The 12,614-nt window shown below is 46.9% G+C and carries 9 protein-coding genes and 1 pseudogene; 5 read left to right on the plus strand and 5 right to left on the minus strand.

Going from position 1 to position 12,614, the window contains the following annotated elements:
• The first annotated feature begins 55 nt into the window (after positions 1-55).
• A complete protein-coding gene (locus tag AAA952_RS10930; protein WP_212600493.1) occupies positions 56-448 on the plus strand; it encodes a hypothetical protein in 393 nt (130 codons plus the stop codon).
• A gap of 4 nt (positions 449-452) precedes the next feature.
• Here AAA952_RS10930 and AAA952_RS10935 read toward each other — a convergent pair whose 3' ends face one another.
• Positions 453-2,303, minus strand: a complete 1,851-nt coding sequence (locus tag AAA952_RS10935) for an alkaline phosphatase family protein (protein ID WP_338257132.1) — start codon at positions 2,301-2,303, stop codon at positions 453-455.
• A 178-nt stretch (positions 2,304-2,481) separates the two neighbouring features.
• Between AAA952_RS10935 and AAA952_RS10940 the strand changes: the two genes are divergently transcribed.
• Genes AAA952_RS10940 through AAA952_RS10950 form a run of 3 tightly spaced genes read left to right on the plus strand, consistent with a single transcriptional unit; the run spans position 2,482 to position 5,263 of the window.
• Positions 2,482-3,396, plus strand: coding sequence for a dTDP-4-dehydrorhamnose reductase family protein (locus AAA952_RS10940; protein WP_338256970.1), 915 nt, complete (start codon positions 2,482-2,484; stop codon positions 3,394-3,396).
• Between the two features lie 8 nt (positions 3,397-3,404).
• Complete coding sequence (locus AAA952_RS10945; RefSeq protein ID WP_338256972.1) at positions 3,405-4,715, plus strand: sensor histidine kinase; 1,311 nt, start codon at positions 3,405-3,407, stop codon at positions 4,713-4,715.
• Complete coding sequence (locus AAA952_RS10950) at positions 4,712-5,263, plus strand: response regulator transcription factor (RefSeq protein ID WP_105251231.1); 552 nt, start codon at positions 4,712-4,714, stop codon at positions 5,261-5,263. Before AAA952_RS10945 ends, AAA952_RS10950 begins: the two co-directional genes overlap by 4 nt.
• 210 nt (positions 5,264-5,473) lie before the next feature.
• On the opposite strand, the gene AAA952_RS10955 is transcribed toward AAA952_RS10950, so the two are convergent.
• The 4 genes from AAA952_RS10955 to AAA952_RS10970 form a co-directional block, all read right to left on the minus strand.
• Complete coding sequence (locus tag AAA952_RS10955; RefSeq protein ID WP_338256975.1) at positions 5,474-7,807, minus strand: M4 family metallopeptidase; 2,334 nt, start codon at positions 7,805-7,807, stop codon at positions 5,474-5,476.
• 522 nt (positions 7,808-8,329) lie between these two features.
• Positions 8,330-9,037, minus strand: a complete 708-nt coding sequence (locus tag AAA952_RS10960) for an SDR family oxidoreductase (protein ID WP_338256977.1) — start codon at positions 9,035-9,037, stop codon at positions 8,330-8,332.
• Between the two features lie 99 nt (positions 9,038-9,136).
• The gene (locus AAA952_RS10965) at positions 9,137-10,702 is read right to left on the minus strand and encodes a cryptochrome/photolyase family protein (protein WP_338256979.1); all 1,566 of its coding nucleotides are present in this window, start codon (positions 10,700-10,702) and stop codon (positions 9,137-9,139) included.
• Between the two features lie 707 nt (positions 10,703-11,409).
• Complete coding sequence (locus AAA952_RS10970; RefSeq protein WP_113940113.1) at positions 11,410-11,847, minus strand: hypothetical protein; 438 nt, start codon at positions 11,845-11,847, stop codon at positions 11,410-11,412.
• Positions 11,848-12,056: 209 nt separating this feature from the next.
• On the opposite strand from AAA952_RS10970, the pseudogene AAA952_RS10975 reads away from it, so the two are divergent.
• Positions 12,057-12,518: pseudogene (locus AAA952_RS10975) on the plus strand (transposase); the annotation flags it as partial.
• Between the last annotated feature and the right edge of the window lie 96 nt (positions 12,519-12,614).

The following is a 12,614-nucleotide window of genomic DNA, read 5'->3' on the forward strand; positions in this document are numbered from 1 at the left end:
TATCTGAGTCTCTGCCATAGGGAGCCATATTACGATTGTTTAAAGGAAGTCCATTATGACCAAATCTGCGATCTTCTCTATCTTGCTTTGCGCTGCAGTATTAGTGGGGGCCATGTATTTTGGTGACTGGACTAAGCAGCCTTATCTGAATGACATTGCCGCCGAGATCCGTAAGGCGAGTGCGGTGATTGAACCGAAGAAACCAAGTTCGTCTGGCACATCGACAGCAGAAGCCGATGCCGAGCGGGATCAAAGCCCTAAGATCATTTGGGATCAAATGGCGCATGAAAAACCATCGAATAAGTCGCAGCCAGAAGCACTGATTTTCAATCAGGCTCAGCCAAAACCTGCCAAAACCGATGAGGCGTTATCCAAAAATACGCCTTTGATGGATTCTGGCTCTGGTGCCACTCAGCCTGAAACGGTTAAACATAATAAACCCGTTTAATCTGTTATTCCTGTTTGGGTGGTTCGAACAGGGTTTCGCTCATATCGCCATGTAAAACCGCAATTTTTGTTGGTGCACCATCATCAGCTAATTCCAACATACCTATTCCGCTTTTATTCACTAGACGTTTACTCGGCTCACCATTTGGTCGCCTGCCGCGCAGCAACATACGTTTACGTTTTGTCAGCAAGTTAAGTGGTGAAAAGTGGCCATAAAACCAGCCATTGAGTTTATCGAAAATCGGTAACAGCTTCTCGGGGAAGTGATTTTTAATACCGCTGCAGGTGATTTGGTAGATGTTAGGGCTACTGCGTCTAAAACGAATACTGATGTCGTAACTAAAGGAGTAATGCACATCGCCGGAGAGGATCACAAACTCCTCTGGGGTTTTACGGTGCATAAAAATACTCAGCAGTGCATTGGCGGCGCCCGGGTGGGCCATCCAGTTTTCGGCGTCGACTAACAGGGAACCGCCGATCAGAGTGGCTGTACGCTGCACAGCTTCAATCAACTTGACCCCAAACATGGGCGCAGGTGAGACGATAATGACCTTCGACTGGCCGAGTAACTCTTGCTGCAAATCCATTAACGCCTCCCAATCCATCAAGCCGGAAGGTTTTGCGAGATTGGATTCACTGCGCCAGCGGCGGGTACGCGTGTCGAGCACGACCAGTTTGGGCGAGGACTCTAAGGTGTAATGCCACTGCTCAAATTTAAGTAATTCGTCGATGAGCAGATCCTGACTTTCGCTTTCTTGTCGCGCAAAAAACGCATCGAGCAGCGGGCGGATATCGGCGGTAAATTTATCAGGCGCGTTGCCAAGTCCTTGGAATAAGGTGTAGCCGATTAAGGCATTACCAATGATGCGTTTCGAAAATGCGTGTTCGTAGGCCGCTTGTTCCCATTTAGCCGTCAGGTTCCAATCATCGGTGACGTCGTGGTCATCAAACATCATATAAACGGGAATGTGCGCCATAAAGCGCCTGACTTGCCCCAACCCAGCTTTAAAGCCAAGCAAGTGTTGCCACTCATTTTGCCAGCGGGCGGTATTGGCGGGTGATAAGCCGTCGACATCCTTCGAGATATTCACTAATTCCCACAGTTCAGGTGACCAAGTGAGTAAATACAGGGCGATGATTTCATTTAGGCTGACCAAATGATTTACGGCGATGGAGGAGGTAAAAATGGGGTGATTGCGATACCAACGCCACAGTGCGGTTTTGGCCGGATATTGGGTATGAGGCAACAGGTTTTTATGCCGTTGATACAAATATGCGGGCTGATAATGAATGTCTTCACTAGTGGTGATGCTCGCGCCTTCAAATTGCTCATGTTTAAGACCAAGTAAATTGATGACTTGCCCTATGGCGCTTAACATAGGTCCCGCAACATCATCAATATAGACCTGATCACCACTCATTATGATAAGTGCAGGGCGATCATCCTCCGCACCCCTGTTGATTATCTTGGCTAAATGGGTATCGGCGGCGACCAGTGCATCGTCACTGTGGTGATGCGGATTGCGGCAGGAACCGTGGAATACTTGGGTTAATTCAGGGGTAAAACGTACACTTGGCGTTGACGCATCGCCGTAGTTTAGCTGGCTTATCGTGGCAAAAATATCACCATGCTGAGCGGCAGACACTTGGTAAGGTGTGACGATATTGGGCGCGAGCAACTCTGGGCGCGACAGTATTATTAGATATTGATGGGCATGTTGCCCAAGTGGCACATAGTGTAAATCGGCATCCTGCAATAGGTACTCTTGCTCACCAAGACGCAGCTTAAGTTCAGTTAATGGCTCACGACTTACAAACCACAGGGTAAAGTGTGAGGCATCGCAGTGGCGCAGCATGGGGCCAGCTAATATCAGAGGAAGTGTCGTACTCAAATTCTGCCTATGGGTATTTGGGTTAATCTTGCATGAGTTAACCCTAAGTAAGTTTGGTTTAGAAGAGTAAACAAGTGCGTTGAATATGAAAAGCTTTTAGAATTGTTCGCCATAAATATGCGTTGAAACTGAATGGGGCGATATGGCTAAGATTATGGTCACGGGGGCGACTGGGCTACTCGGCAGAGCTGTCGTAAAACAGCTTGAATTAACAGGACATGAGGTTATCGCCACGGGTTTTAGCCGCGCAAGTGAACGAGTGCATAAACTCGATCTTACCGCCCCTTTGGATGTCGAGGCATTTATCGCTCGCGAGCAACCGCAAGTAATAGTGCACTGCGCCGCCGAGCGTCGTCCCGATGTCTCCGAGCAAAATCCGCAGGCGGCATTGGCGCTTAATTTAACCGCCAGCCAAGCCTTAGCTATGGCAGCTAAGGCCAATAACGCTTGGCTTATCTATATTTCCACTGACTATGTGTTCGACGGCACTCAACCTAAGTACGCCGAAGATGCAGCCACTCATCCGGTTAATTTTTATGGTGAATCTAAGCTAAAGGGCGAAGAGATAGTGCTAGACACTCGCGCTGATTTTGCCTTGCTACGCTTGCCAATTCTTTACGGCCAAGTAGAAAAGCTGAGTGAATCTGCAGTGCTAGTGCTGGTTAACCAATTGATTGAGCGTCGCGCTCAGGGTGTTGATCATTGGGCGATACGCAGTCCAACCTCGACCGCCGATATTGCCCAAGCCATAGACAAGATGATTGCACAGCATATGGAACATTCTACCGTGCAGGGGATTTATCATTTTAGCGCCGCAGAGACTATGACTAAATATCAGATGTTGTTGACCTTAGGGGAGATTTTACAACTCAGTACCGCGCACTTAACGCCTGAGTCTACGCCGACGGATAATGCCAAGCGGCCAAGAGACTGTAGCTTGAGTTGTGCACGTTTAGCTGCGCTCGGGATTAGTTCTGAAATCAATTTTGCCACTGGCGTGCGCCAAGCATTAGCACAATCGAGTGGTGCACTTGCCACGCTCGGACTCACTCTGTAGGAATCGCCATGGCTAAGATCTTAGGGACCAGTCTACAGGCTGCCGACCAAGTCGCATTACTGCGAACCTTAGGTTTGTTGCTGCAAATAGGCTTAACCACGTTTGCCGCCGATACTTTTGGTCTTAGCCTGCAAATGGAGCCGTTAGTGCATGTGTTAGTGCTGGAGGTGTTATACCTTTCGCTCACATTGGCGCTACGTAAACCCTTATTTGCTAAGGAGCGCGGCCTCTTTATTGCGCTCAGCTTAGACACATTATTTTGGATATCTTGGTTGCACTTTTCCGGCGGCGCGACCAATGCGTTTATCTCGTTATTACTGTTGCCGATTGCACTTGCGGCTGTGACTTTGCCAATCTGGGCGCCTTGGGCACTGACGGCAATTTCAACCTTTGCCTACAGCCTGATGATCTTTACTGTGCCCGAATCCCCCATGCAGCATCACGGTATGGACATGAGTTCCCACTATTTAGGCATGTGGTTCAACTTTGTGATTTCAGCATTGGTGATGACAACCAGCGTGGCGTTAATCACTAAGCGTATGCGCCGCCAAGATGCGCAGTTAGCCTATATGCGCGAAGGGCAATTGCGTCAGGAGCAACTCTTAGCCCTAGGTACAGTATCGGCGCAGATGGCACATCAACTGGCCACGCCGCTCTCGAGTCTGAGGTTATTACTTGATGAAGTAAAAGAAGACATGAGCGATACCTCGATAACGATTGTCGAGATGGAAACTGCATTAGGTCGCTGTGAACATACGCTTGCCGAGCTGAGATTAGCGACGGAGTCGATCCGCGATCGCCGCCAGCGCCCACTAAAGATCATTGAGCTGGTGGACAGTTTAAAGCAAAAAACCTTGCTGTTAATGCCGCAAACTGAACTGAATTGGTTGATCACTTGTATGCCTGAACAACTGGCAGAGCAAAGTATTCTGACTGATATGAGTTTAACGCCAGCCCTCATGGCCTTGATTGAAAATGCTGCCCGCGCCAGCGCCGAAACCCTAGGTGCGCCGCAGGTGGATATCAGTTTAGATATAGCGCCAAACGAAGAGCAGATCTACTTGCAGATCCGCGATTATGGCACTGGTATCGCGCCCGATTTATTGCCACAGTTGGGCACCTTACTCATAGAAAGTCCCAAGGGTTTAGGGGTTGCTTTGCTACTCAGTCATGCCAGTTTAGAGCGTTTGGGTGCAGAGTTGATTTTGGCTAATCATCCCCAAGGTGGCACTGTGGCACAAATTCGTTTCACTATATTAAGGGCGCCGGCGCCGTCTGTATCACACAAGACTAAGGCTAGTGACGAGGTAAGTTCATGAAACGTTTGTTGATTGTAGAGGATGACCTTTCCCTTGCGAGTATTTTAGGCCGCCGATTAACACGCCATGGCTTTGAATGCCGATTAACCCATGATGCCAGTGATGCGCTGCTGGTGGCGCGGGAGTTTCGTCCTAGCCATATTCTTTTAGATATGAAGCTTGCCGAAGCCAATGGCCTAGGGTTAATTGTGCCGCTGCGTCATCTGCTGCCCAAGGTGACTATGGTGTTACTCACCGGCTACGCCAGTATCGCCACTGCGGTGGAAGCGATTCGTCTCGGCGCCGATAATTATTTAGCTAAACCTGTGGATACCCAAACCTTGCTCGCCGCACTGGAAATGGATGGGCATTCCCATACTCTTCAAGAAGATGAAGTCGACGATTCGCCACTTAATCCTAAGCGTTTGGAGTGGGAGCATATTCAGCAAGTGCTCAATGCTAACCAAGGCAATGTGTCCGCCACGGCTCGCCAATTGGGAATGCATCGTCGGACGTTACAACGTAAATTGCTGAAGAAACCAGTGGGTGAAAGTGGACATTTGAAGTAACGATTCATCCACGTGTGGGCAAGGGGCAAGGGGCAAGGAGCAACAGGCAACAGCTTAAGGCAAACCTTATGAGGTACTGAGGCTGAGCCGTTTGACCATAAAAAATGCCACTCAAAAGGGCTGAGTGGCATTAACAAGAAAACGAGAAGTGAATCGATGAATTAGCGCTAGGATTTTACGCTAGCGCCACTGCACGATTAGGTTATGCGATTAAAAATTAACGGTTTCTTCGTTTGAGCAAGGGCCGTTAGTTTCACATACTTTATAGGTGAAGCTTGCGCCAGCTAGGTCGGTGAAACGGTCAATAAACGATGAGCTGCTTGAAGTACCCACCGCAACACCGTTACGGAAGATAGTATACTCATCAGCGTTGTGACCTTCCCATTCGAGTGCAACACGTATGCTACCGCGACGAGATTTGTTCGCATTTTTTACTGCCATTTCTAACGCCACTTCTGGCACTTCAACCGCAAATTCTGCCGAAGTGCTTGCTGTTGCGCCATCGTTGTCAGTTACAGTCAGTGTGACTGTGTAGCTGCCTGACTGGGCATACTGATGATTGACACTCGCACCTGCGGCATTTGTACCATCACCAAAATCCCAGTTCCATGATGTCAGGTCGCCATCGCTGTCAGTACTGGTGCTTGTGAAGCTGCCGTTACCGTTAGCAAAGCTTGCAGTAAAGCCTGCGGTTGGAGCTTGGTTTGGAGTGTCATCGCCATCATAAGCACCCACTAGGCTTACACCTGTGTAACTGCTATAGCCGCTGACCATCACCCAATAAGTTCCCGTTTGAGCAGGATCAATAGCACAGCTTTCGGCATTACCTGACTTGTATGGACGACAGTCATAGCTGCTAGACGTCGGCGCTTGACCAAATTTAACATACATGTCCGCATCACCTGTGCCGCCTGACATATTGAAGCTCAGGTTAGTTGCACCGCTAGCGACATCGAGTTTGTAGTATTTTTTGCTACCTGATGCACCCGCTAAACCTGTCACAGCAACACCGTTGGCGAGTTCAGTAGCTTCTGGTGGTGGCGGTGGTGGTGGCGTTTCACAAGGGGTGATACCCACAGCGGCAAACGCAGTAACCACATCGTCAGCACTTAAGCCTAAGTCAGTTGCGGCCGATTTAACACCACAAGCGCCTTGCCAGAATAAGCTGTCCGCCGTCCAATATAATTGGTTAGCGACTACGAATGTTTGGAATGCTTTGCGCGTATCCCAACCTGGTAAGTTAGCTAAAGTGTAGAAAGCTTTATTGAATACACCTGAACTGTGGTGCACGTCGATGCCATCATAGTAATCGTCGATATGACCGATTGAGATACCGTCTAAGGTTGGATCTGCCATGTAGCGCAGTGCACCACTGCCTTTAAAGATATCGGCGCCGACTAACCAGTCGTTTGTGCCGTGCATGTAAAATTCAGCGGCTTCACCCGCCATATCTGAGAAGGCTTCGTTCATGCCGCCAGATTGATCTGCGTAAACCAGCCCTGAGTTTTGTTCAGTGAAACCGTGACTCACTTCGTGTGCCGAGACATCTAAGCTCACTAATGGGTGGAAGGTTGTTGCGCCATCACCGAAGGTCATAGCACTGCCGTCCCAGAAAGCGTTTTCGTAGTTGTTGCTGTAGTGAACTCGCATCGTTAACTGAAAGGTTAACGGTGCAGTGTTGTACCACTCGCTATACATGTTGTAGATCACGTTGCCGAAGTAGTGCGCATCGTTTAATGGCGAGTAAGCACCGTTGATCTCTTTGACTGTATTGCGCGGACAAGTATAAGAGAAGGGTGTGGCGCCTGATGTGGCACCGTTTAGGTTAACGGTTTTCACGTTAGGTGAGTTCATGGTGCAAGTGTCACCGCTCACTTCAACGTCTAAGCTAGAAAAATCAGTACCGTATTCGTATTGGCCAGTCTTAATGTTACCGCCTGGACCTGTGCCGGTTGCAGCATGGTTAATCCCTTCCCAACGCTTAATCACTTCACCTGAGTGCGCGTCAACCATAGTGAATGGGCGGCTTGGCTCATCGCCATATACTACAAATGAAGTCACATAAACGAGGCGAGTTTTAGCGGCATCATCGAGGTAAAGCCATAATTTTGCTTGTTTATTTTCAGCTTTTAGGCCTGCAACGGCTTTGTCAGACTTGCCACGGATCGCAATATCTAACGCTTTGTTAGCCGTTAGAGTGGGTTTGACAAAATCAGCCGACTTTTCAATATTTTTTAATACGCGGCCAGACATGTCGCTGTAAAAGCCCATGCTCGATTGTGACGTCGCAACAGAGAAACCATAAACAGGTACGCCATGGAAATATTGTTGTAAACGTTGTTTTTGCTTGCCTTGACCTAGGTTGAGTTTTTTCTCGACTTTGAGTTGGCTACCTGCGTCTAAGTTGAACTGAGACACTAAGTTATTGCTTGAAGACGCGCTTCTAAGAGTGCCGACATCGACAACATCGGCAGCAAATGCGGATGTGCCTAAAGTGGCCGACACAGCAATGAAGAGTAGCGACAGTTTTTTGTTTAGCATCATGCTTGAAATCCTTTTTCCGTTTTGTAAATAACGTTGGAATGCCATACAGCTTAACTGGCTCGGGCGAGCGTTTTTTTATTGTGATTTCTACAGGGTCGTCGGCATCCCTCTGCCATGGCCGCATAGAATGAGCTGTTGCTCAGGCGGAAATTCTCAGGGTTTTATTCTGCGCAAAGCGTGAATGACCGCATGACCTTAGATGTTATTTAAATGTAAAAGTGTTAACAATCGTACAAAGGAACTATCTTCAACGTTCATTTAGACGCTTTTAAATCTGAATTAGGACTTTTGGGTAATAGCGATTTAGCCAAGCGGAAGGGTGATGCACTTGAGTGTTTTGCAGTAATTTAATGATTTATTTCAATTGTTTATTTTTTCAGTGTTCTTGAAAAGGTTTGATTAAGGATGGGTTGTGCGTTGGGGTCATCATCCTATCAAGGTGTTGAGACCCTCTGCTTTGATTTATTCACTTAGAAAGACTCCATCGGAGTTGCCGCTGCTTGACTTGCTATTCAGCTTATTTCACCAAGGTAACTCTGTGCCATCGTAGGCAAAAAAACGCCCTGTTTGTGCGGGTGTAGCATTGGCAATGATGGGCAGTAAGCAGTTGGCGACATACTCAGGTGTAAACAGTTTGCCTTTGGGGACACTCTGTTGAAATGGCTGAGATAATGGCGTGTCTGTCGTGCCCGGATGCAGAGACAACACTACGCCGTGTTTCATGGTGCGTTGCCACTCAATCGACAGTGTTTTGAGAAACATATTCAGCGCGGCTTTTGAGGCGCGATAGCTGTACCAGCCCCCTAATTTATTATCGGTAATACTGCCGACTCTCGCCGATATCACCGCAAATCTTGCCGAGTGGCTTTGTGTTAATGCCTTAGCAAAGTGCTTCGCCAACATGATGCTGGGCAGGGTATTGAGCGTTAAATTGTGCTGAAGAAAGTCGATATCCAGTGACTGTAGGCTTTTTTCTGGTCCTTTATCTTGGGTGTGTAAGATGCCGACACAGTTAATAATCCAATCTAATTCAGTGAGTTGTTTACTTAGCTGTCTAATCTCAGCTTCATTGGTCACATCTAAGGCATGCCATTGGATTTTCTCCTGCCTGTCTTGGGGAAGATGATGCCAGTAGGTGGCGTGCACAGTGGCGTCGGGATATGACTCTTGAATTTGCTTAACTATGGCTTTGCCAATACCCCCACTCCCGCCGACGATAAGTACTTTCATAGCAAACTCTCCCTATCCAAATATCTATATCAAATTCTTTATATCAAACTCTTTATATCAAACTCTTTATATCAATGAGTCACGCTTAGCATTACTCAGCTACAAACGGTTTAGGTGAACGAGGTTGTGTTCCGCTGTGGCTAATATGGCACTCCTTACGGACTCGTCCATTTTGTCCCAAGTCTGGTATAGCATGCCGATCCTAGGATTTTGTGACAATCGCGCGCGGTGTTTGTCCATAAAGCGCCAATAAAAGCTATTGAACGGGCAGGCAAGTGCGCCGCTGCGCTCTTTTATCTTGTAATGACACCCGCTGCAGTAGTCACTCATTTTATTAATGTAAGAGCCGCTGGCGGCGTAGGGTTTAGTGCCGACAATGCCGCCGTCGGCAAACAAGGCCATGCCGCGGGTGTTGGGCATTTCAACCCATTCGATGGCGTCAACATACACGCCTAAATACCACTCATCGACTTGATTTGGCTCGATTTCGGTTAATAAACAGAAATTGCCGATCACCATTAAGCGCTGAATATGATGGGCGTAGGCAAAATCTAATGATTGAGATAAGGCTTGTCGCATGCAGTTCATTTTAGTGTTGCCATGCCAAAAATAATCGGGCAGCGTCCCATGGGCATCGAGCGCATTAGTGCTGGCGTACTGCGGCATATTCGCCCAGTAAATGCCGCGAACATATTCTCGCCAACCTAATATTTGCCGCACAAATCCTTCGACTTGAGCGATATCAATCTCAGCATTCGTTTGATAACTGTCGATGGCCGCATTGATGACTTCTAACGGGCTGATTAATTTACTGTTAAGGCTGAATGATAGCCGACTATGGTACAAGCTCCACTTGGCAGGATGTTGCGCTGTCATGGCATCTTGAAAACGGCCAAAGGAAGGCAAGCAAACCTGACAAAAATACGCTAATAATTCGAGGCTTTGCGCACGGTTTATCGGCCACAGCAATGGTGCATCAATGCGACCCATGGTCGGAATTTGATGACGCTCAAGCCGAGCGAGAATTTCAGTTACATCGAAGCTAAACATCAATGGCGCTGGCAAGACTTTTATATCTTGAATTTTAAGTTTCTGACGGTTGCTGACATCAAAGTTCCATTGCCCGCCGAGTGGTTTCCCGTCATGCATCAAGATGTTGTAACGCTTACGCATGCGGCGATAAAAGTGCTCCATCATAATGTGTTTGCCGACGGGGAACTGCGCATCGATTTCGTCAAAGGGCAAGATAAAGTGCTCAGTATCGACACAGTTCACCACGGCTGTGTTGAGTTTAAGCTGACTTAATTGCTCAAGTAGGCGGTATTCATCAGGCCTTTGGTATTCAAACTTGATCGCGCCAACCTGTGTCACTTGATGTTGAATTAGAGTCAGTAGATCGCTATAGCCTTGGGTGCCATCATGAGTGTCATCTAGATTCAAATAAAGCACTTGATGCCCTTGCGCACGCAGCTCTTTGGCAAATTGCGCCATTGCCGCAAAGAAGGCACATATCTTTTGCACATGATGGGTCACATAAGTGTTTTCTTGGTGCAATTCTGCAATCACATACAGCACTTGATCATCAACACGGTTAAACCAAGAATGCTGGGCATTGAGTTGATCGCCTAAAATTAGTCTAACTGTATGGAATTGCTGTAATTGCATTAAGTGGACTCGTTGAATGACTTTCGCGGTTAAGCATTTCGCGATGGGATATTGCCTGACATTACGAATTGGGTTGCTGTGAGGATCACAAGGCTGGGTATTTGTCGTGATTTCGACAAGGAGGTTTATCTAAGCTTGGTTTGATAGCTTTTAAAGCAAAGTCAAAGTCGTGGGGCTTCCCCATTGATTTTCAATCAAGAGCCCTTGCCGAACAACGTCCATGTCTAACTGCCAGTTCGTCATCCTTGGCTCTCGTTTGTACCGCTGTTTCGCAGCACTCACCCTAGCGAAGTTACATGCATTAACTCTTTATTTATAAGCAGGGCTTCGTGCTTATTCAAAATCGCTAACGCTTACGGTGGTACATCCCTATTAATTAAATAAAGAATCCGAAAGCTAACTCGGCATCCATGCCTCGCTCATGCGATTTTCTTCAACGCCCTTCAGCAACTTCGCAGGTGAAGGTGAACTTCTGAAGTTTTAGTGTTGTTTGTTAGTATTTAAAAAGAGTACTAACACTCCATTTTTAAAATTTAACAATGGGAGTCTAAATAACACGAGCTAATTCATATAATAAGGCTGGTGGAGCACGTTTTATAATACAAAAATGAGGTTGGTATCCTTAGATATAAAAACATCGGCCTAGACCGATGTTTTGGGGTTGTCTGATGCAATAAAATTCACATAAACAGTGAGATAGCTAACCACTAATCCCAATATACAGTATAGACATGATAGCCAGCATACGGCTTAGGAGATAGTTGATGCTCGCCATAGGGCCAGCCTGTCCCCATTCCATCTGCCGCGATTCCTTCAATCCATTCTTCCACTTCCGCCAGAGGCGCACAGGTAAGAATATGAATGTTCTCAGCTGCAGGCCATAGCTCATCATCCTCAAGTGCTTCGGACCATTCATCGTGCATCCCAACATAAACACCTTGCACATCTGACCTATGTTCGATTTCTTTCAAGCAACGATAGATTTCTTTGATGGATGGTCGACCATAACCCCAATTATTGGGTGCGATAGACTCTTCATCTTCGTTTTCTAAAAAGTACTCATTTAATGTCACTACAGGACAGTGCTCTGGATCGGCGGTCGATAAGGCGCTTAATTTATTGAGTAATTCCGTTCTCGTTGTCACTGACAATACTCCATTTCTAAGATTTGTTTCCAGCGAAGGTTTAACTGTTTTATCACATATGCAGGGCAAATAATAAATCTGGCCATCCATTTTAGAGCAACAATATAATGCACTTTCAGGTTGCCTACAAAGAAGCTGTTTTCAAGACACCCAGCTTAAATGGCGTGGTAGTTAACCTCCGACTATAAGCATTAAACAAGGAGGTTTATATGCCGCGTCCTCTCAGAACTCAATAAGCCTTGAAGACATTCCCTATTACCATTGCTATAGCCGCGTTGTGCGGCGTGCTTTTTTATGTGGCGATGATGCCTATTCTGGGAAAAATTATGACCATCGCCGTAGTTGGGTTGAGTCACTACTGTTTGAACTTGAAGCCGTTTTTTCTATCAATGTTGCAGCCTTTGCGGTGATGTCGAATTATCTGCATGTGGTGTTGCCAGCCGATATCGACAGTGCCAATCGTTGGACTGACCGCGAAGTACTTGAGCAGTGGCATAAGTTGTTTAAAGGCGATGAGTTAACGCAAAAATCCGTTTAAGGAGAGCTAGTTGAGGCGCATGAGGTCAGCCGATTATGCGATATTTCATGCCTAAGTTTTCAAAAGAGTGCGATGTTTGAATGAGCTAATAGCAAGACAAGCAAATCAAGAAGATAACTGTACAGGCCGCTTTTAGCAGGGACGGTTTAAATCACAGACCTTACTTGATGAAGTTGCTGATTTAAAATGGTAGGCCTGATAATTTTCATTCTATTATCCTTGACCATGT

The sequence above is a fragment of the Shewanella sp. M-Br genome, from assembly GCF_036245925.1.
Lineage (GTDB): Bacteria > Pseudomonadota > Gammaproteobacteria > Enterobacterales > Shewanellaceae > Shewanella > Shewanella oncorhynchi.

What these genes read in the sequence shown, in the direction of transcription:
- AAA952_RS10960 (WP_338256977.1), bottom strand. Translation starts at nt 9,037, where the DNA reads ATGAAAGTACTTATCGTCGGCGGGAGTGGGGGTATTGGCAAAGCCATA.
- AAA952_RS10935 (WP_338257132.1), bottom strand. Translation starts at nt 2,303, where the DNA reads ATGCTGCGCCACTGCGATGCCTCACACTTTACCCTGTGGTTTGTAAGT.
- AAA952_RS10945 (WP_338256972.1), top strand. Translation starts at nt 3,405, where the DNA reads ATGGCTAAGATCTTAGGGACCAGTCTACAGGCTGCCGACCAAGTCGCA.
- AAA952_RS10955 (WP_338256975.1), bottom strand. Translation starts at nt 7,807, where the DNA reads ATGATGCTAAACAAAAAACTGTCGCTACTCTTCATTGCTGTGTCGGCC.
- AAA952_RS10940 (WP_338256970.1), top strand. Translation starts at nt 2,482, where the DNA reads ATGGCTAAGATTATGGTCACGGGGGCGACTGGGCTACTCGGCAGAGCT.
- AAA952_RS10950 (WP_105251231.1), top strand. Translation starts at nt 4,712, where the DNA reads ATGAAACGTTTGTTGATTGTAGAGGATGACCTTTCCCTTGCGAGTATT.
- AAA952_RS10965 (WP_338256979.1), bottom strand. Translation starts at nt 10,702, where the DNA reads ATGCAATTACAGCAATTCCATACAGTTAGACTAATTTTAGGCGATCAA.
- AAA952_RS10930 (WP_212600493.1), top strand. Translation starts at nt 56, where the DNA reads ATGACCAAATCTGCGATCTTCTCTATCTTGCTTTGCGCTGCAGTATTA.